Here is a 20,428-nt window from a genome sequence, read left to right on the forward strand (position 1 = left end):
ATGTTGTGCTTGCCTGTGGGTTTAAGCGGCAAAGCGCGGCAGCAACGATTGCACCAGGCGATCTACCTTGGCCTCGGCGGTGGCGATGGAATGTTGCATCCGGTCATCGCCAAATTCGTCATATTCGATGGCGGTGCTGTGATGGTTGGTAATGCCGATATATTCCAGCGGGGTAAAAACGCCGCCTTCCACATGGTTGAGATGGGCCACCCGTTCGCCGGGATTATAACCGTAATCACCGCGCGAGGATAAAACGATGGCGGTTTTATCGCCCGTGACCATCGGCCAGTAGGGAACACCATCGCGCCCCCGGTCAAAGCCGAAGGTGCGGCCCACACGCACGATATTTTCAATCCAGGCCTTCATTTGGGCGGGCATGCCGAAATTATACATCGGCACCCCGGCCACGATAATATCGGCCTGTAACAGTTCGTCGATCAGAATATCGCTTTCGCGCAAAACATCGTGCATCCAGTTTTCGCGCGTTTCGGGTTTGGTAAAGGCGGCGTGGATCCAGTCACCCGTCACCGGTTTGGGTGGATGCGCGCCGACATCGCGATAGATGATGGTGTCGTCCGGGCGGTGTTGCTGCCAGCGGGCGACAAAGCGGGCCGTTAACCGGCGGCTGTGGGAGCCATGCGCAGCGGTATCGGATCGGCCGGGGCGCGCACTGCTGTCGATATGCAGGATGGTTGCCATGTGATGCTCCTGTGATGAAAAAATGTCATCCGTTGTGTCGTGCGATATGCTAGTTTTGGAGGGATTTTTGGTATCTGGCAAAATCGAATATCTCAGTTAACAGATGAGTGTGGTTCATCTTTATGTCTTTGCCGCCCCTTGCGACATTGCGCGCCTTCGAGGCCGCCGCCCGGCATGTGAGCTTCAAGAAGGCGGCACATGAATTGCGGGTAACACCCACCGCGATCAGCCATCAGATCCGTTTGTTGGAGGAAACACTGGGACTGCGCCTGTTTGTGCGCAAACCACGACAGGTTGTGCTGACCCCGGCGGGGCAGGAACTTTTCCCGGTATTACGGGATGGATTTGCCGAATTTGGCCGCGTGATAGACCGGCTCAAACAGTATAAAACCCAGCGTCGCTTGACCGTTTCGGTGTTGCCATCCTTTGCGGCCAAGTGGCTGTTGCCGCGCATTTCGCGGTTTCAGGCCGCACATCCCGATATTCACCTCAGTCTGCATACATCGGTCGAGGCGGTTGATTTGCGTGCAAATATTGCCGATGCCGCCATTCGTTACGGGGCGGGGCCCTATGCCGGGCTGGAAGTGCAGCGGCTGTTTCGCGAACATTTCGCCCCGATGGCAAGCCCGGCTTTGGGATTGCAAACCGTGCGGGACCTGCACAACCTGCCTTTGCTCCATTTGGACTGGGCCCATCCCGATGATGTGACGCCAACATGGTCGCACTGGTTTAAACAGGCGGGAATTGGGGGCATCGCCCTTAAGCCGGGCCTGGCCTTTAGCGAGGACAGCCACGCCATTCAGGCGGCGATTGCCGGACAGGGCGTTGTGTTGTGCAGTTTGGAAATGACCGCGCAGGAACGGCAAAACGGGCTGTTATGCCAGCCTTTTGGACCGTTGATTGAAGGGCATTATTATCAATTGGTGCATCGGGGCAATGGGGCCAATAGCCGGGAGGTGGATGCCTTTGGCCGCTGGCTGGCAGATGAGGTAAGGATGGCCGGGCTTGAAACATCGGCCCGTTTGAAAAGCGCTCCGGAGGCCTAAATTCGATATTGACGGCGATGGGGCGAGAGGAAATGATTCAGCGGTTGTTGATCATCCCGGAAAGGGGACCATGCCATGCCCCGGTTTTGTGCCAATCTGTCATTTCTGTTTGCCGATCTGCCCTTTGAGAAGCGTTTTGCCGCTGCGGCGGCAGCGGGATTTTCCGGGGTGGAATATATTGGCGCCTATGACATGCCAATGGCCGATATTAAACGCCACCTTGATGAAAACGAGCTAAAGCAGGTTTTGTTCAATCTGCCGCCGGGGGACTGGGAGGCCGGGGATCGTGGCCTGGCCTGCCGACCGGGCCGGGAGGAGGAATTCCGCGATTCCGTTTTCAGGGCACTGGATTACGCCACCACGCTTGAGTGTGACATGATCCATTGCATGGCGGGCAATATGGCAAAGGGCGAAGACCCCGGCGAACTGGCGCGCCTTTATTGCGATAACCTGCTTTATGCCGCAGACGAGGCCGGGAAGGCCGGTGTGACCATTTTGATCGAACCAATCAACGGCGTTGATATGCCAGGCTATTTGCTTAATTCGGTCGAGCAGGCGGCGGTTATCCTCGATCAGTTGGATCATCCGGCGCTGGCCTTGCAGTTTGATATTTATCATGCCCAGCTTGTGGGTGGTGATATTGCATCCCGCCTTGCCCGGCATTTTGATAAAATCCGTCATGTACAAATTGCCGGTGTGCCGGGCCGCCATGAACCGGACCGGGGCGAACTTAACTGTTCGTTCCTGTTTTATTTGCTGGATCGGCTGGGATATGACGGCTGGATCGGGTGCGAATACAAACCCCAGGGCACAACCGAAGAAGGGCTGGGCTGGCTCTCCCCCTGGCAGGGAACGGCATCCTGAAAAAACGGCATGTCTGGAATTAAAATTCCGCCGTAAAATGGCGCAAAAGGGTGCCCGGCCAGAAACGGGCATTAGGTCTCTGGCCGGGGCATCCATCAGGCGGCGCGCATGCAGCTCAGGAAGGTATCGACCTGTGCCTTTAAATCGTCCGCCTTGCTCGTCAGGTCCCGCGCAACATCGCTGACCTGTCCGGCGGCCTGTTCGGTATTTCCGACCGAATTTCGGACTTCGATGATGTTTTCGCTGACATTGTTGGTGCCGGTTGAGGCCTGCTGGATATTGCGGGTGATTTCCTTGGTTGCGGCATCCTGTTCTTCCATCGCCGATGAAATGGCAACCGTAATGGCGTTCATTTCGTCGATGATTTCGGTAATCGACGCGATGGCATTGACCGCCGATTTCGTTTCGTTTTGAATGCTTTCAATCTGTTGGCTGATTTCGCCGGTGGCCCGGGCGGTTTCAGTGGCAAGGGCCTTGACCTCGTTGGCGACAACGGCAAATCCCTTGCCGGCTTCGCCCGCACGGGCGGCCTCGATGGTGGCATTTAACGCCAGAAGATTGGTTTGCTGGGCAATATTTGAAATCAGGCTGACCACTTCACCCACCTTTTGGGCTGCAACCACCAGGCTTTGCATCTGGTTGTTGGTTGTTTCGGCCTCTTCGACAGCACGTTGTGCTGTGGCCGAAGACTGTGTAATTTGCCGACTGATTTCGTTAATCGAGGAAGAGAGTTCTTCGGTGGCGGTGGCAACGCTTTGCACATTGGCCGAAGCCTGTTCGGAGGCGGCGGCAACGGTGGCGGCGCGATGGTTGGTGTTGTTTGCGGTATCCAGCATCGAGGTTGCAGTCGTGCCCATTTGTGATGCCGAAGACATAACAGCGGTCAGGACCTGTGCGATAACGGCATCAAAATCCCGGGTGGCCTGTTCAATCTTTTTGGCCCGTTCTTCGCGTTCCCTGCTTTGTTCGATTTCGCGGGCGGCGAGTTCGTCCGCCTTGATCATGCTGTCCTTGAAGACTTCCACGGCTGTCGCCATTTCGCCAATTTCATCCCCCCGTTCGGTATCGGGGATGTCGATGGTTTTGTCACCCGAGGCCAGGGTGCGCATGGTTTTTGTCATCCGGATAATGGGAGACGCGATGGCACCCCCAATGATGAAGGCCATGCCCGTGCCCACGGCAAGGGCGATGACGACACAACCGGCAATCATGGCATAGGCATAGAAAACCGTACTTTGATTTTGCGCCTTGCGGATATCAAGCAGCTTTGCCTCAGCCTGATGAACGTCTCTCATGGTTGCACGAAATTTGTCCAGATAGGCCTTTCCTTTGGCCTGGCCCACCAGGTCGGACAGGCCGTCCATCGTTGTAATGCCACTTTCACTGGTGGTCTGGTTTGTTGCAATATCGCGCCGGATCCTGATCATCGGTTCGGTGACATTGGCCTGCCAGTCCCTCAGGGTCTTTTCTGCTTCATTCAGGCGCGCGACCTGGGCGGGATTGTCGGAAACAGTTTCTTTCAGGTTATCGATTTGGGAATAAACGTTTTTCTCTCCCTCTTCATAGGGTTCCAGAAAGTCCTCTTTTCCCGAAAGAAGGTAGCCGCGCATGCCGGTTTCCATGTTGATCGCAGAAGCCGTGATCGTCTCCACATCAATCAACACCTTGTTGGTATGTTCGACCCAGTTGCTTGTTGAAAGCATGGAGCGAATGCTGAATATGGAAACACCTGCCAGCAACAGCAGAAATACCAAGGGACTCAGGATCCCGAACAGAACTTTCAGTTTCAGTCTGACATTGTGCAGAGACATCTTGTCCTCCTCTATAAGTGCAACCGAAAGAGTGCAGAGCGAACATGGAGAATGGTTCTCGCGTGGTGCGAGTTTGCTGGTATACGCATGTAGTAAACGGGGGTTATTCTACTATGAATTGAAAGTGGATTTCAGATTCTATTTTTTCATTTATGATGAAATGATGGGTTTTTTGTATCTGATTTCCTGCGATCATTCCTGATGCAGGAATTTTCAATCTCTTATGATATTGTTAATAAAACATTTTTTTCGTTGATGATGCTTTTGGACGAATTGTTGTTTCATGGCGGGAGTTGTGAAAAAAGATTTGCGCGAAAATGAAGAATCCCAACCCTCGCGTATAGGTTTAAATCACAAGCTTGCACAATGGTGTGTGATAAATTCATGAATGACCATCCCGGCAGATCCAGGGGCCGGGACTCCATGTGGTCGTTGAGGGCAGCTTGACTTAAAAAATCAGGATCGCGCGAAAATCGTTCACATTGGTCAGTGTCGGGCCGGTGACGATCAGGTCATCAAGCTTTTCAAAGGCGCTATAGGCATCGTTGCGATCCAGATAATCGGCAAGGTCGATTTCCCGGTCCCGGGCTTTTTGCCAGCTTTTTTCATCCATAATCGCGCCTGCATTATCCTCGCTGCCATCAATGCCGTCGGTATCAATGGCAAGGGCGGCAAAGCCCGCTTCGTCGCGCAATTGCAGCAAAAGCGACAGCATGAACTCGGCATTGCGGCCGCCCCGTCCGCCATCGCCGCGTACGGTTACGGTTGTTTCCCCGCCCGATAGCAGGATGCAGGGTTTTTGTGCCGGTTGGTCGTGCGTTTTTACTTGTCGGGCAATACCGGCGTGCATTATGGCAATTTCGCGCGATTCCCCCTCGATGGCATCGCCGAGAATGACCGTATTCAGGCCCATATCCTGGGCTGTGCTGGCAGCGGCCAGCAGGGAATCCTGCGGGCGCGAGAGCATGACGACATCATTGTCGTTAAAACACTCCTGGCCGGGCTTGACGGTTTCATGCTCCGGATCCGCCAGCAGCTTTTTTGCAGCCTCGGGCAGGGGGATGTCATAGCGTTTCAGGATGGCAAGGGCATCGTTTTGGGTTGTCGGGTCTGGCACGGTCGGCCCCGATGCGATGATGGCCGGGTCATCACCGGGCACATCGGAAACAAGATAGGTGATCATTTTGGCCCGGGCCCCGGCCAGTGCCAGCCGCCCGCCCTTGATCGCGGAAAGATGTTTGCGCACGCAATTCATTTCGGAAATGGTGGCACCGCTTTTCAGCAGGGCCTTGCTGATCGCCTGTTTGTCTTCAAGGCTGATGCCTGGTGCGGGCAGGGCCAAAAGGGCCGATCCGCCCCCGGAAATCATGCAGATAATCAGGTCATCGGGCCCGGCATTTTGCGCCATTTCCAAAATCCGCCCGGCGGCCTTTTGCCCGGCTTCGTCCGGTACGGGGTGGGATGCCTCGACAATTTCGATATGCTTACATGGGGCCGCGTGACCATAACGCGTGACAACAAGGCCGCATAACCGGTTCGCAATATCCCTGCTGCCATTTTCCTTTATCCAGCATTCCTCGAAGCTGCGTGCCATATGGGCCGATGCCTTGCCAGCACCAATCACGATGGTTTTGCCTTTGGGCCGGGCAGGCATGTGATGCGGGATCTGTACGGCAGGGTCAGCGGCCTTAAGTGCTGCTGTCATCAGTTTGTGTAAAATATCGCGCGGCGAGGCGAACAGGCTGTTGTTCGGCAGGGTCATGGGCGGGGCTCCGTCTGTGCGTCATCTGTCGTAATCAGGTTGCCGGGGACGGCGGGGCGTTGTGGGTGTCAGTCGCGCCGTCAGCCGCCAGAGGCCTTCGGGGTGCGTTCGGTCACATGGTTGATAACGGCCCCCAGATGTTCATACATCGCCTGTTCGGCGCGGTCCGGGTCGCGGGCGGCGATGGCATCGATAATGGCGCGGTGATGGTTCTGGACCATGTTGTCAAACTGCGGACCGGCAAAGATATGAAACCGGATTTCATCAAGGGCGGCGTGCAGCACATCATGCAGCATTTTCATCAGGTGATAATAAATGATGCTGCCGCTGGCGCGTGCGATCATCATGTGCAGGCGGTGGTCATCTTCAGTACGGTATTTGGCGGGTCGGCGCGGGTCGTGTGCCTGCTGAAAGGTGGCACGCAATTCGGCCAGTTGTTCGTCGGTGGCATTTTCCGCCGCCCGGCGGGCCGCCCAGGTTTCAAGGGTGCGGCGCAGCTCCATCAGGTCGGCCAGATTGGTGATCGACCCACGGACAAGGTCGGTCATCGCGACATCCATTTCGATGCCGGTGGAGGATAACAGCTCCGTCCCGCCGCCCTGCACGGCGCGCAAATAGCCGCGTGTTTTAAGTTTTTGCAAGGCCGCGCGCACCGAAACCCGGCTGACATTCATATCCTCGGCCAGTTGCCGTTCCCCGGGCAGGCGTTCACCAGGCAGGTATTCTCCTGCCGCAAACCGGGCCAGCAGGGTATCTGCCACGCGCTCGGCAACGCGTTTGGGGCGCTCATTTTCGCCTTGATGGATATTGGAAGCGTCAGGCTGGTCCGGCGTCGGCTGCATGGGAAACGGGTTCTCCGTGATCGTGCCACTGGTTATTCAGTCATCATTGGTCATACCACTGTACGGCAAGTTTGGGTGAAAATGAATTGCTTGCTGGCTTTATATCCAGCGACTTGCCAGAATCCCCGCAAATTGCTAGGCATTCGTGAAAGATTCCAGCCTGCATGGCGGTCCGCCTGCCGTGCCTTTCATATTTCGGAAAAATCAGGAGAATTCGCGTGAGCCACCATCCCGCGCAACTGCTGTGCAGTGAAGACCCCGCACCGTATGAAATTATCAATGATGAGGGGGCGGGACATGCGCTGTTTGTGTGTGATCATGCCTCGCGGGCGATTCCCAAATCGCTGGGCACACTCGGCCTGCCCGAGGCAGAACGCAAACGCCATATCGGCTGGGATATTGGCGCGCGCAAGGTGACGGAAATTCTGGTCAAACGCTTTGACTGTCCGGCGGTTTTGTGCGGGTTTTCCCGTTTGGTGATTGATTGTAACCGCCAGCTTTGGGACCCGACCGGCATGCCCGAAGTGGCAGATAAAACCGTGGTGCCGGGCAACCAGAATGTGTCGCCGCGCGAACATATGAAGCGCATCCGCGAAATTTTCCTGCCCTATCACTGGGCGATTGAAGAACGCATTGCCCGGTTTCATGCCCATAAAATTGCCCCGGCCATTGTCGCGATCCACAGTTTTACCCCGGTGTTTCAGGGGTTTGAACGCCCGTGGGAGATTGGCATTCTGTGGGATCAGGATGACCGTATTCCGCTACCGTTGCTCGAAAATCTGCGTCGCCAGAACCCGGATCTGACCATTGGGGATAACGAACCCTATTCGGGCCGTCACATGGCTGATTACACCATTGACCATCATGCCGAGGCCGCCAACCTGCCGTGCGTGTCGGTTGAAATTCGCCAGGACCTGATTGATACTGACGATGGCTGTGAAAAATGGGCGGGTATTTTGGGCGATGCGCTGGAAAGCATCCTGGCCGACCCGAACCTTTACAAACTCCGGAGGGACTGAATTGCCCGCAATATCGCGCAAGGAACCGGCATTTTCGATTGGCATTGAAGAGGAATTCTGGCTGGTTGATCGCAAAACGCGCGATGTTGCCACCGACCCGGCAGCAGGCTTTTTAAAGGATTGCAAGGCGGAACTGGGCGATCATGTCTCAAGCGAGTTCATGCGTTGCCAGGTCGAGATCGGCACCAAAGTGTGCCACAGTGCGGGCGATGCCCGAGAAGAACTCACACATATGCGGTCGGTTTTGTGTGATGTGGCCGGGCGCTATGATATGGCGCTTCTGGCGGCATCGACACATCCCTTTGCCCATTGGGACAGCCAGAAACACACCGAAGGCGAACGCTACAGCACTATTGCGCGCGATTTGCGCACGGTGGTGGAACGGCTGCTGATTTGCGGCATGCACGTTCATGTCGGGATCGAGGATGATGATTTGCGCATCGAACTGATGGCGCAGGCGGCCTATTTCCTGCCGCATCTTTTGGCCCTGACCACGTCATCGCCGTTCTGACGCGGGCGCGATACCGGCCTGCAAACCTTTCGCCTGTCGGTGTTTGATAATTTGCCGCGCACCGGCCTGCCGGAGGTTTTCGGCTCTTGGGCGGAATATCGCCGCCATGTCGATATGCTGATCAATGCCGGTGTGATCGAGGATGGCACCAAATTATGGTGGGATTTGCGTCCCAGCGACCGCTGGCCGACCCTTGAAATGCGCATTGCCGATGTTTGTACCAATCTGGAAGACGCGATTTGTGTGGCCTCCATCACGCGCTGTATTTTGCGCATGCTTTATCGTCTGCGGCGCAATAATCAACGTTGGCGCATTTATGCCAATATGCTGATCCGCGAAAATCGCTGGCGGGCCTGCCGTTATGGCAGTACCAATAGCGATAATGGAGGGTTGATCGATTTTGGCCGCGGCGAAATTGTGCCCTATGCCGATTTGCTTGAAGAAATTCTGGAGCTTGTCCGCCCTGATGCCGAACATTTTGGCTGTGTTGCCGAAATTGAACATGCCCGCCGGATTTTAAAGCGCGGCACCAGTTCCGAACGCCAGCGCAACATCTATAACGCCGCCATCGAACGCGGCGAAAGCCCGCGTGATGCCCTGATCAAGGTGACGGATTATCTGATTGCGGAAACCAGCCCTGCCAGCACCGCATCGATTTAGGCGTTTATCGGCGCTCTGAAGGCTTGTCATCATTTGGTGCTTTGGGTATCGTCGCGCCGCATTGAAATTTCGCGTTTCGGGCATCCGCAACGCACCCGCATATCATCGGAGATCAGAGAATGACCGAAGTCGGAGGAATTGCAGCCGACCAGCTCGCATCCTATGTCGAGCGTATCGAGCGCCTTGAAGAAGAAAAGGCCAACCTGATGGCCGATATCAAGGAAGTTTACGGCGAAGCCAAAGCCCTTGGCTATGACGTGAAAATCCTGCGCCAGATTATCCGCCTGCGCAAAATGGAAGACCACGAACGCACCGAACAGGAAGAAATCCTTGAAGTGTATAAACGCGCACTGGGGATGAGCTAACTCTCTGCTGCCATATCCTGACAGCGGGAACTGATAAAAGAGGGCGTGCTGAAAACAGCAGGCCCTTTTTTTATGAATTGCCGGAGTATTCGACTATGACCCGATCCCGCCCTGAAATTACTGTCGAAGTGACCGAGGGGGTGTGCAGGCTTTTGCATCACCATAACATGGCCTGCATCACGGAATTGCGGTTGGGGAATGGGCGGCGGCTGGATGTTTTGGCATTGGGGCCAAAGGGCGAACTGTGGGCGGTGGAGGTGAAATCATCGGTCGAGGATTTTCGTGTTGATGCCAAATGGCAAACATATCGCGATTATTGCGACCGGTTTTTCTTCGCCGTGCCAATGGAATTTCCCCGTGATCTGATCCCGGAAGAAGAGGGGCTGATTGTGGCGGACAGATTTGAAGCTGCGATTGTCAGGCCAGCCGAAGAGTGCAAGCTGAATGCAGTACGCCGAAAAAAGCTGTTGATTGATTTTGGCCGGTTATCCGCCGGGCGGTTACGCGGTGACGACAAGATGGATATGCTGATTTCCTGATACCGGATATTTCCGCGAGGCAAAAAAACGCCGCAGCAAAAGGGATGCTGCGGCGTTTGTCGTGATCAGGTCGGGTTTTACTCGGCTGCTTGCAGGTGTTCCGGCGGATTATGGAACTGGTTGCGCAGTTCCTCTTCGCGCTGTTTGACCTTGGCGATATTGGCATCCTTGATATGGCCGTAACCGCGAATTTGCTCCGGCAGGGCCAGAAGCGCCCCGGCAATGCGGATATTGTCGGGGTTCAGTCCCGCCAGCACTTCATCAACCAGCTCTTCATAGTGCGTGATCAGGGCGCGTTCGGTTTTGCGCTCATGGGTTTTGCCAAACGGGTCAAGTGCCGTGCCGCGCAGGAACTTGAATTTTGCCAGTACAGCAAAGGCCGACATCATCCAGGGACCATATACCTGCTTTTTCAGATTGCCGGTTTCCGCATCCTTACTGGCAAGGGCAGGCGGGGCGAGGTGGAATTTGACCTTGTAATTCCCGGTGAAGTTTTTGCGCAGCTTGGCGGTAAAGGCCGGGTCGGTATAAAGCCGGGCGACCTCGTATTCATCCTTATAGGCCAGCAGCTTGAAGTAATATTTTGCCACAGTCCTGGCGAGGTGATCCTGCCCGTCACCCAGTCTCTTTTCGGCCTGGGCCACCTTTGTCACCAGGGATTCATACCGGCGGGCATAGGCGGCGTTTTGATAGCCGGTGAGGAATTTTTTGCGTTTTGCCACCATGTCATCAAGGGTTGTGGCAATCGGATGGGCCTGTTTTTCATCCGGGCCGACCACATCAATCACCTTTTGCGGGTCATGGGCAAACAGGCGGCCCCAATAAAAGGACTGCTTGTTCATGTCAATCGCTACACCATTAAGCTCGATGGCCTGCATCAGGGCTTCTTCGGTAATCGGAATCAGGCCGCGTTGCCACGCCACACCCAGCATAAACAGGTTGGTGGCAATGGAATCCCCCATCAGGCGGGTGGCGACATCGCTGCCTTCCACAAAATTGACGGCATCATCGCCACAGGCATCCAGAATGGCCTTTTTATGCTCGTTGCTTTTAAGCTCGAAATCCGGGTTGCGGGTAAAGGCGCCGGTGATGGTTTCGTGGGTATTGATCACCGCCTGGGTGAAGTTGCGGCGCATTTTCGCCAGCCCCTCGAAGCTGGCAGCGACCAGCAGGTCACAGCCCAGCACCACATTGGCTTCACCCGCCGGAATGCGTGCGGCATGCAGTTTTTCCTGACGGTCGGCAAAGCGGATATGGCTGACAACAGCCCCGCCTTTTTGCGCCAGGCCCGCCATATCCAGCCCGACAATGCCTTTGCCCTCAATATGGGCGGCCATGCCCAAAAGCGCGCCAATGGTAACAACGCCGGTACCGCCCACACCGGTCACAAGAACCGACCAAGGTTCAGTGAGTGCGGGCAGGGCTGGTTTGGGCAGGGATGCGAAAACGGCATCGCCGTGATTATCCCCTTTGGCGGCGGCTTCGGGCTTGCGCAGGGCGCCGCCTTCGATGGTGACAAAGCTGGGGCAGAACCCGTTCAGGCAGGAAAAATCTTTGTTGCAGGCCGACTGGTCAATGGCGCGTTTGCGGCCAAATTCGGTTTCGACCGGTACAACGGCAAGGCAGTTGGATTTTTCACCACAATCGCCACAGCCCTCGCAAACCAGATCATTGATGAAAACCCGTTTGGGCGGATCGACCATCAATTTGCGTTTGCGGCGGCGGCGTTTTTCCGCCGCACAGGTCTGGTCAAAAATCAGGATCGAGGTACCGGGAACTTCGCGCAATTCCTTTTGCGTTTCGTCCAGGGTGTCGCGGTGGCGAATATCGACATTGGGGGCAAAATGGGCATCAATCGGGTATTTATCCGGTTCGTCTGACAAAACGATAATCCGGGTTACACCCTCGTCGGCCATCTGGCGGGTAATTTGCGGCACGCTTAAGGGGCCATCAACCGGTTGGCCGCCCGTCATGGCAACGGCATCGTTAAACAGGATTTTATAGGTGATATTCACCCCTGATGCGATGGCCGCGCGGATCGCGAGCGAGCCGGAATGGTAATAAGTTCCATCGCCCAAATTCTGGAAAACGTGCTTGGTGGTGGTAAAGGGGGCCTGACCAATCCAGGTCACACCTTCGCCGCCCATATGGGTGAAGGTTTCGGTGGAACGGTCCATCCAGTTGACCATGTAATGGCAGCCAATCCCGGCCATGGCGCGGCTGCCTTCGGGCACCTTGGTGGAACTGTTATGCGGGCAACCGGGGCAGAACCAGGGAATGCGGGCCACATCCGGGCGCGGTTCGGCAATTTCCTTTTCCTTTTGCGCCAGCCATTCAATGCGGTCGTGGATTTTCTGGCTGTCAAAGAAACGGTTGATGCGTGCCGCCAGGACCTGGGCAATACGGGCCGGGGTCAGTTCATCCATCGAGGGCAAAATCCATTCGCCCTTTTCATCAAACTTGCCAATGACGGTGGGGCGGACATCTTCGCGCCAGTTATAAAGCTGTTCCTTGACCTGGTTTTCCATCACCGCGCGTTTTTCCTCAACAACGATGATTTCTTCCAGCCCCTTGGCAAATTCGCGCACATCATCGCGGTTCAGCGGCCAGCTCATGCCGACCTTCAGCACGCGAATGCCAATATCGGCGGCATCCTGTTCGGAAATGCCAAGGTCATCAAAGGCCTGCATGACATCCAGATATGCCTTGCCGGTGGTGATGATGCCCAGGCGCGGGGTCGGGCTGTCGATCACGATGCGGTTCAGCCTGTTGGCACGCGCATAGGCCAGGGCGGCGTAAAGCTTGTATTTCATCAGGCGGTGTTCCTGCTCCTTTGGCGTGTCGGGCCAACGGATGTGAACACCCCCTTCGGGCATGGCAAAATCGGGCATGACCGGGCTGACCCGGTTGGGTGCCACGTCAACAGCGGCAGAACTTTCGACTGTTTCGGCAATGGTTTTCATCGCCACCCAGCAGCCGGAATAGCGGCTCATGGCCCAGCCATGCAGGCCAAAATCAATAATATCCTGCACGCCGGACGGGTTTAAAACCGGGATCTGGGCATCGATAAAGGCATATTCGGTTTGATGGGGCAGGGTGGATGATTTGCACGAATGGTCGTCCCCGGCCAGAACAAGCACACCGCCATTGCGCGATGTGCCCGCATAGTTGGCATGTTTGAAAACATCGCCAGAGCGGTCCACCCCCGGGCCTTTGCCATACCACATGCCAAAAACGCCATCATATTTGGCATCCGGATACATATTGACCTGCTGGCTTCCCCAAACCACAGTGGCGGCAAGGTCTTCATTTACGCCGGCCTGAAATTCGATCTGCTGTTTGGTCAGGAATTTTTTGGCTCGCCATAATTGCTGGTCAAGCCCGCCCAGCGGCGATCCGCGATAGCCCGATATGCAGCCTGCCGTGTTCAGGCCCGCGCGCGCATCCATCTGGCGCTGCATCAAAGGCAGGCGAACAAGGGCCTGAATGCCCGTCAGGTAAATGCGGCCTTCTTCCAGGGTATATTTGTCGTCCAGGGTAACTGCTGCCAACTTAGCCATGCTGATGACCTCTCTGGTCTTGTCTCTTGCGGGGAAGCCTCGCGGGTTTTCGCATTTTTATTGTTTAATATGGGTCGTAAGGCGGTACTGCGAAATGCCCGTTATTTTGACTATAATGGTAATGAATGCTGACCTTTTTTCAATCACTGTCGCAGTGCATTCATCAAAACGCCCGATTGCACGGGTTGACGTAACGTCAACTTGTTATTTGCTTATTCCGGTACCGATTTGCGCGCAATTATATTGCGTATGGTGTGCAATGCGAAATGCTGCGTGGCAACGAGTCTGTTCTCGTAAGGGCCGCAAGGGGCTGATAAAATGTTACGGGACGGGTGTTTGCTGGTTGGAGAAAGACGATGGAGCAGCGACTAAGCCTGATGACCCTTGCCGTGGCCGATATGGCAAGGGCGCGCGCATTTTATGAAACCGGACTGGGCTGGAAGCCGGTTTTTACCACCGATGACGTGGCGTTTTATCAGATGAATGGTCTGATTTTCGGGCTTTACCTTCGGTCGGAAATGGCAAAGGACGGCCATTTCAGGGATGACGGGGCGACATATTCCGGTATGGCGATGGCCTATAATGCACGAAGTGAAGCCGAAGTAGACGATATTTTTGCCACGGCGCAAAAGGCCGGGGCACATATTCAAAAACCGCCGCAAAAGGTCAATTGGGGCGGTTATTCCGGCTATTTTCTGGACCCGGACGGCCACCCTTGGGAGGTGGCCTATAATCCGTTCTGGACCATCACAAAAGACGGGCACATGATCATTCCGCCGCAAAATTAAAACGGGCAACGGTTGCTTTGGGGATTTCAGGCCTTTGCCGGGCTTCCTGTTCCAACCAACCGGGAATGTGCCAATGTTTTGCCAGTGTTTTTTCTTTATCTTTTCAGTTTCCAGGGCCGATTGATGACCTGGTCCCCTGCGCAACAATTGTTATCGCGGTTGTTGCGCAGGGGGTTTGTCGCAGGGGGGGGCAAGGTTCAGTTATGGGCTTCAATGTTTCCAGGGATGCCGTTATTCACGGGTGAATTCCGGCTGGGGAGCATTTTGAAGCGTGTATAGGGCATCTTTTGCCGCTGCAATATAAAGTGCGGCCTCCCTGTATTGCGCTGATGTGTTTTCGGCCCGGCTCAGCTCTTTGGCAAGTGCATTGATGGAATGTTCAAGTTTTCTGTGATTTACGGCCATAACGGATCTCCGTGAATATTATCGACATCACAATATTCTGTGATTCTCGTGAAACCTGTTTTTTCGTTCGAGCGGATCATTCAGGACACGGGGCTTGATCATCGCACCCTTTGAAAGGCAAAGCCGCGAGGCTTGCGATGATGGCAAGAGTTTCATGGCTTAACGTCCCGGACGACTTTGACGAGTGACGGGTTCTTTGCCGACCCGGCATCCTGAAAGAGAAATGAAAAATCCGAGGCAAGGGTTGTGCTGCCCGCGATGGTCGCATTCATATGACAGAAGTTGCAGGACTGATTTTGGATGTAGGTTTCCATCGTGGTATTGGCGACCTTCAGGCTGTCTTGCGATTCAAAGGTGCCGTAGCGGAGCGGGACCTTCGCATTGGCGCCAGGTTCGGGGTCTGGTGCACCATTGGGGCTGCCATCCCAAAGGACGTTCACCAGTTTGTAATACTGAAAAACGGATTTTCCGCCGGTTTCCCGGGAAATTTTGTTCTGGATGTCAGTATTGAGGCTGGTAAGTGCGGACGTGGTTTGTTGTACCCGCGTCACCTGTACCGGCTGATTGCGGGGAAACAGATCTTTGCAACCTGTGTCTTTGTTACAGTCGATCCGCGGCTGGTTCGGCGTGCAGTCGTTTCCCGTGCAATCAGGGTTGTTGAAAGAATAGCCATATGGCGGCTTGGCAGCCTGATCATCGGGTACATTGTCAACCTGCTCGAAAGTCGCCCAGATGAAATCCGGGAACGTATCGGTCTTGTGAATGATGTGAAGGCCAACCAGACCGATAACCTCCTGGGTGCACTCCCCGGTATCCGGGCGTTTTAACCAGGCAACCGTCGTCAGATAGCGCTGATATTGCTCTGGATGTTTGGTCAGGATGCGCCAGGCGGCCTTAAGCTCGAACGCGCCCAGTTCTGCCTGATTTTGGGGTTCTGATGGGGGTCGCCGCAGGTATCCTCCGACTGGCAGAGAAAGCCCGGCCGGGTTTTTTTGATCGGCATTTGTGGCAACGCGGAGCTGATCTGCCGCATCATAAAGTGAGTTTGAGACAATATAATCAAATTCGGCCTTGCCAACCCGGCGTTCAAAGAAAACCAGATTGCCATCCTGATCAGTAAGCCATCCGCCCGTCGCCTCCATGATTTCGTTGGATTGCGTATCGAGTGTTCCGGTTGACAAATGGAAACGATGTGCCGGGTTGATCGCACTCTTTGAGACTGCGGTCAGATATTTTGTGCTGCCCGTCGCATAGCCTGACAGTTTTGCATTACTTTGGCAGCCAGACGGGGCAGGCAGGTCAACGCCCCAACCGGTCGGCTTTGCCGCATTTGGCAAAAAGATCGCCTGGGCTGCCTTGTAGCTGCCCCAAACAGGTACAGTGGCCATCGGTTTGGTGGCATCCTGTGGCACCCCCCATGCCGATACATCGATGTTTCTGTCCGGCTCCCCGGCAAGATCGGGGGTGGCAGGCCATCCCGGGTCGGTTGGCCAGTTCATTGCAATGAACATTTGCCAGGCATAGCAGTTATTGCCTTCCTGGGTCGGCAGCATCAGGGTATCACTGGTCAGAAACCCGCCGCTGGTGGGATCGAAGCTCAAACTGTTCAAGCAGGTGTCGTTTGACTGGGCAATTTCGGTTGCCGGCATCTCCTGCGCGTTGCTTCGCGGAACGTCAATGACCCATAAAAGGGCATAGACAATCAGGACCAGCGTGCCGGCAAGCAAGACGGTGATGCCGATACGGTGCTTTAACATGGTATGGACTCCCCTGTGTCTTGAAGGTATCCGGGGAGTCCCCCTCCCTCGGATACCGTTTCCATATTTAGCTGTTGGCGACGATGGCAAGGCCGCTTTCCCAGGGATGTTCTTGATCGCTGGGGTTGGCCGGTTCTGCCGGGTTCAGGACGCGCATCTGTACCGGTCCGGCCGGAACCGACGGGGCGACCGAAACGTCAACCTGGAAGCCTTGTGTGCCGCCCCCGTCGGTTTTCCCGGGGATGGGTGTTGCCTCGGGTAGAAATTCGGTCACTTTGGCTGTGATTCCTTCAACCGAGAACTCTATTCGTGCTGTTTCCGGTGTTGTGTTTACATCCGCCCCCTGCACGATCAGGGTGAAGCTGTGCGTTGTGCCTGGCTTCAGAAGTGCGGGAAGATCGGTTGGGGACAGGCCATAAAACAGTTCCTGCGGGATAAACTGAACGGGCCAGGGTTGAATGCCGCTGGTTTTGCTGGTGACGCATTTCATCGGGGCCTGAAGCGGGTGTTCCGGGCTTGGTGCCATTTCTGTTACCGACAATGCAATGTGCATCTGATTGGCGATGTCACCGACATGGGCGATTTTCTCGTCGTTTATGGTGACATCGTTGATTGTGAAACCGGCACTTTCGGGAATCTCGAAAATGGCATGCAGAATCTGGTCTGACCCATTGGGGCCGGTTCCTGCGGTTCCGCGCGTGATGTGCCAATACTGGCTGACATCTTCTCCGTTTGGTCCTTTCCAGTTGGCAAAGTTCTGGGGTTGCTGGATATAAAGCCCGACCGGATCCGTCAGCGAGATCAGTGAATCACCCGCGGTCCGGTTGGCGACAAAACCGATATGCGGGTCGGAATTTCGGAAATTCTGGCCATATTTTGCACAACAAATGAGGCTTTGCGCGTTGCGGCTACTGGCATCCGGCCGCTGAATGGTTGCGGCGGCAGCAAGATAAACTTCCGCGCTAAGCGTGTTTGGACCAGAGGTCAGGTGCATGGCCCCGCCAGACTGGCCCGGAACACGAACGGTGCCATTATTCCATTTATTGGTCACATCATAGGCCGGACGACCGGTGGTCGGATCCATCACCGGATCCCCTTTTTTTCCGGTGGGGACGTCGGCAGTATAGCGCAGATAAAGATCCTCCAGCTTCACGGCCGGATCAATATAGGTTTGATAAAGGCCGAGAACGGCCTTAGGATCAATACGCCACATTGCCAGATAGTAAGCCGGGTTTTCGCAGGTAAACATGACGCTGCGCATGGCCCCGGACCCATCGTAGGTAATCGACCATTCACAATATTCGTCAAGCCAGCCGCGGGGACCGGAGGGCGAGAAATCCTGATATTTGCCTTCCCAGTCAATCTGCGGGCACAGCGTTACCGGAATTTGCAGGATCGTTTGGGTGCCGCTTGGATCATAGAGGTAAAGGTCCTTGCCATCGACCGAGATTTTTCCCGTATCCGCAAGACTCATGACGTCATTCATGGTGAGCGGCTTGCCGCCCAGTTGCGGGTTGTTTGCGGCATCTGGCGAATTAAAAAAGGTGATCAAACGGTTGGGAAAAGGCGTCCATGTGATAACGGCATCTCCTGCCTCGCCAAATCCCTCGACCAGAGGGTTATAATATTCCGAACGCGGGGCATCGTTCAGGTCCGTCCAGGGATTGCCGATGATCGAGGATTCCGTCCACCCGGCAACATAAGCATTCCAGTCGTTTTCGAACTGCGGAAGTTCGTTTTCCATCCCGAGCTTTTTATAATCTTTTGGCGCCTGATGGGCGGGCGAGGTGAATTTGGTAAAAGGCGTGCTCATTTCTGATCTCCAGGAGAGGTTAAACGTTAGTGCATAGAGCAGCTAAGGGGATGCGCCATATTTTCTGTCATCGGTTGCGGTGGTTCGTCCCAGATCAGTTGCGGGACGAAGCCGGGTCGCGTGGCATATTCCTCGACAGACAAAAGGCGGCCACTATCGATCTCGGTGACAAGAATTGAGACCGTCGGGCTGTCTGTGAGCGCAAGATTGAGCGCGCGGATGACATTTGTTGCGTCCAGCCGGTGAGAGACACCGGTTGGCAGATACTGTTTTTTGTCATCGACAGGTCCGGTGCCGGTCCGCTTCAAACGACCGACATAATGCATGTTGCAGCTATTGGCATCGCTTGGGCGGGCATCGGGCTGATTGATAAAAACATCGATGTGGTAATGGTCATGCGAACGGCCAACGTCATCAAAAACAACCCAGGGCCCTTCTGCCATGTCGGTTGTTCGCAAATGAAGATGTCGAAGGCCAGACAGATCGGTTGACGGGAGGGGGGCCGATTTTGCTGCAAACGGTTTATGGTTATTGGCTCCCTTGAACTGCCTTGCAACCGGCTTGCCGTAGTCATAGCCAATGCGGCGGCTGTCCTGGGCCATTTCCCCGATCGAGGTGTAACGCCAGTGTGCGGAAGTGGTGAAATGGATGCTTTTGGCGCCGGCACCCAGGAAAGGTTGCAACAGGGTCTGGGTGGTAAACTTGACGGCAGGATGCGCTCTCATCCAGACTTCAAGCATACGATCAAGATTGGCATGAAACGAGCAGAAGAGCGGATCGACAGCCGGGATATTGACCCAGGGATATTCGAGAGTGTTTTGTGGGATGCTGAAGGTATCAAGTTTCAGCGCGTCGATGATCTTCTGCTGAAAAATGCGGGTCGTTGCATAGAGCGCGGAACGTTCGGCGCGATGATCAGGGCCGACCGTGTAAAACAGCGGATTACGCTGAACATAGCGGCAATCAGGCGTGTCTGTTTGTCCGGAAACACAGGGTTTGGCATTGTCAGCCGTGGCGGCAGCGTAACGAAGCGGATTAAGGCGTTTTTCGCCGGTTCCCGGGTGAATATAGGTTTCGTCAATAAAGGCCTGTGGCAGGCCCGCTTCGGGATTGCCATCCGTGTCGGCATTTTCTGCCATCCAGTCCCAATAGGGAATAGGATGATCGATCAGTTCCTCAAGATACAACAGATAGGCGCGGTGCCACAGAACAGATGCCTCCTGGTGACTGAAGCACCAGTTGGTGTGAATATTTGAATATTTCTGCCAGGGCGTCACGGTATCGAGATGGCCGGTTTGCATCACATCGTCGAGACGGGCGCGATACATGTTAAGTTCCGCTTCGGAAAGCGCGCGAATGTCGGGGCGAATTCGTAAAACAGGGTCGGGCAGTTTGGGCGGTGAAAGGCGGTTGGCCCTGTCAAACGATGAATTACGGTCAATGCGCCAGCCCTGATTGACCCACAGCCTGAAGGTCTCAAGCGCCTCCAGGGGCCAAAGTTGCTGCTCGTCTGTTGTCAGCAGCATGGTCCGCGCTGTCAGATGATGATAGATGGTGACAGACCATTCCCGAACGGAAGATACGTTATCAAGTTTGACCAGGTATGCTGTCATGGAGCCAATCCATTGGCGTATGATTTTCGCCTGTTCGCCTGATGATACCCAGTAAGGGGTTTCAAACAGAGCCCTGACGTCGTCCTCCCATGTTGGCTTGGCAATAATCACTGGTTTCCCCCCAAATTCCGCAACGCGACCTGCGCGAGAGTTATCAATCCCCGGTGGAAAACATTTTAACCGATCATTTTGGATAGATTTTGCAATCTTCAGAAACCTGCGCCTGCATTTTTGCAATTTGGCCGGACGAATGATGATTTATTGCCAGGGGATAAGGATATTCCAGCAGCGCCCGGGCAGGGTGCTGCGTTGCAAATCGCAAATTCCGAATCGAAATTGGAATATCGGATCAAGTAACTGTATTGCTGAAACTT

General features: G+C 54.9%; 15 protein-coding genes and 1 pseudogene. 7 read left to right on the plus strand and 9 right to left on the minus strand.

The features are described 5' to 3' along the window. Positions 1 to 21 precede the first annotated feature (21 nt). Positions 22 to 699, minus strand: coding sequence for an FMN-dependent NADH-azoreductase (locus TH25_RS11540; protein WP_114088565.1), 678 nt, complete (start codon positions 697 to 699; stop codon positions 22 to 24). Positions 700 to 821: 122 nt separating this feature from the next. On the opposite strand from TH25_RS11540, the gene gcvA reads away from it, so the two are divergent. Continuing rightward, the gene (gene gcvA / locus TH25_RS11545; protein WP_114088566.1) at positions 822 to 1,745 is read left to right on the plus strand and encodes a transcriptional regulator GcvA; all 924 of its coding nucleotides are present in this window, start codon (positions 822 to 824) and stop codon (positions 1,743 to 1,745) included. A 75-nt stretch (positions 1,746 to 1,820) separates the two neighbouring features. Continuing rightward, positions 1,821 to 2,609 carry a 2-oxo-tetronate isomerase gene (gene otnI / locus TH25_RS11550; protein WP_114088567.1) on the plus strand — a complete coding sequence of 263 codons (789 nt, stop codon included), beginning with the start codon at positions 1,821 to 1,823 and terminating at the stop codon, positions 2,607 to 2,609. Positions 2,610 to 2,704: 95 nt separating this feature from the next. On the opposite strand, the gene TH25_RS11555 is transcribed toward otnI, so the two are convergent. From TH25_RS11555 to TH25_RS11565, 3 genes are all read right to left on the minus strand, one after another. Beyond that, a complete protein-coding gene (locus TH25_RS11555; RefSeq protein WP_114088568.1) occupies positions 2,705 to 4,420 on the minus strand; it encodes a methyl-accepting chemotaxis protein in 1,716 nt (571 codons plus the stop codon). Positions 4,421 to 4,868: 448 nt separating this feature from the next. Further along, entirely contained in the window at positions 4,869 to 6,182 is a 1,314-nt protein-coding gene (locus TH25_RS11560; RefSeq protein WP_114088569.1) for a glycerate kinase type-2 family protein, read from the minus strand. Between the two features lie 80 nt (positions 6,183 to 6,262). Further along, a complete protein-coding gene (locus tag TH25_RS11565) occupies positions 6,263 to 7,024 on the minus strand; it encodes a FadR/GntR family transcriptional regulator (RefSeq protein ID WP_114088570.1) in 762 nt (253 codons plus the stop codon). 218 nt (positions 7,025 to 7,242) lie between these two features. Between TH25_RS11565 and TH25_RS11570 the strand changes: the two genes are divergently transcribed. From TH25_RS11570 to TH25_RS11585, 4 genes and pseudogenes are all read left to right on the plus strand, one after another. Beyond that, positions 7,243 to 8,043: an N-formylglutamate amidohydrolase gene (locus TH25_RS11570; RefSeq protein ID WP_258549124.1), complete on the plus strand. Its 801-nt coding sequence runs from the start codon at positions 7,243 to 7,245 to the stop codon at positions 8,041 to 8,043. Between the two features lie 10 nt (positions 8,044 to 8,053). Further along, positions 8,054 to 9,214: pseudogene (locus TH25_RS11575) on the plus strand (carboxylate-amine ligase). A 119-nt stretch (positions 9,215 to 9,333) separates the two neighbouring features. Next, positions 9,334 to 9,579, plus strand: coding sequence for a DUF2312 domain-containing protein (locus tag TH25_RS11580; RefSeq protein WP_007090950.1), 246 nt, complete (start codon positions 9,334 to 9,336; stop codon positions 9,577 to 9,579). 95 nt (positions 9,580 to 9,674) lie between these two features. Next, the gene (locus tag TH25_RS11585) at positions 9,675 to 10,118 is read left to right on the plus strand and encodes an MmcB family DNA repair protein (protein WP_114088572.1); all 444 of its coding nucleotides are present in this window, start codon (positions 9,675 to 9,677) and stop codon (positions 10,116 to 10,118) included. Positions 10,119 to 10,195: 77 nt separating this feature from the next. Here the strand turns inward: TH25_RS11585 and TH25_RS11590 are convergent, their stop codons facing one another. Beyond that, positions 10,196 to 13,678 carry an indolepyruvate ferredoxin oxidoreductase family protein gene (locus tag TH25_RS11590; RefSeq protein ID WP_114088573.1) on the minus strand — a complete coding sequence of 1,161 codons (3,483 nt, stop codon included), beginning with the start codon at positions 13,676 to 13,678 and terminating at the stop codon, positions 10,196 to 10,198. Positions 13,679 to 14,034: 356 nt separating this feature from the next. Here TH25_RS11590 and TH25_RS11595 point away from each other — a divergent pair, with 356 nt between their 5' ends. After that, positions 14,035 to 14,466 (plus strand): VOC family protein, encoded by a 432-nt coding sequence (locus TH25_RS11595; RefSeq protein ID WP_114088574.1) that lies wholly within the window; start codon positions 14,035 to 14,037, stop codon positions 14,464 to 14,466. Between the two features lie 231 nt (positions 14,467 to 14,697). Here TH25_RS11595 and TH25_RS24910 read toward each other — a convergent pair whose 3' ends face one another. The 4 genes from TH25_RS24910 to TH25_RS11610 all read right to left on the minus strand — a co-directional run bounded on the left by TH25_RS24910 (position 14,698) and on the right by TH25_RS11610 (position 20,054). Further along, positions 14,698 to 14,871 carry a hypothetical protein gene (locus tag TH25_RS24910; RefSeq protein ID WP_181847571.1) on the minus strand — a complete coding sequence of 58 codons (174 nt, stop codon included), beginning with the start codon at positions 14,869 to 14,871 and terminating at the stop codon, positions 14,698 to 14,700. A gap of 152 nt (positions 14,872 to 15,023) precedes the next feature. Next, a complete protein-coding gene (locus tag TH25_RS11600) occupies positions 15,024 to 16,628 on the minus strand; it encodes a hypothetical protein (RefSeq protein WP_114088575.1) in 1,605 nt (534 codons plus the stop codon). A 67-nt stretch (positions 16,629 to 16,695) separates the two neighbouring features. After that, the gene (locus TH25_RS11605) at positions 16,696 to 18,441 is read right to left on the minus strand and encodes a hypothetical protein (protein WP_114088576.1); all 1,746 of its coding nucleotides are present in this window, start codon (positions 18,439 to 18,441) and stop codon (positions 16,696 to 16,698) included. A 26-nt stretch (positions 18,442 to 18,467) separates the two neighbouring features. Beyond that, the gene (locus TH25_RS11610; RefSeq protein WP_114088577.1) at positions 18,468 to 20,054 is read right to left on the minus strand and encodes a tyrosinase family protein; all 1,587 of its coding nucleotides are present in this window, start codon (positions 20,052 to 20,054) and stop codon (positions 18,468 to 18,470) included. Positions 20,055 to 20,428: the final 374 nt, after the last annotated feature.

This window comes from Thalassospira profundimaris (genome assembly GCF_003326755.1).
Lineage (GTDB): Bacteria > Pseudomonadota > Alphaproteobacteria > Rhodospirillales > Thalassospiraceae > Thalassospira > Thalassospira profundimaris_B.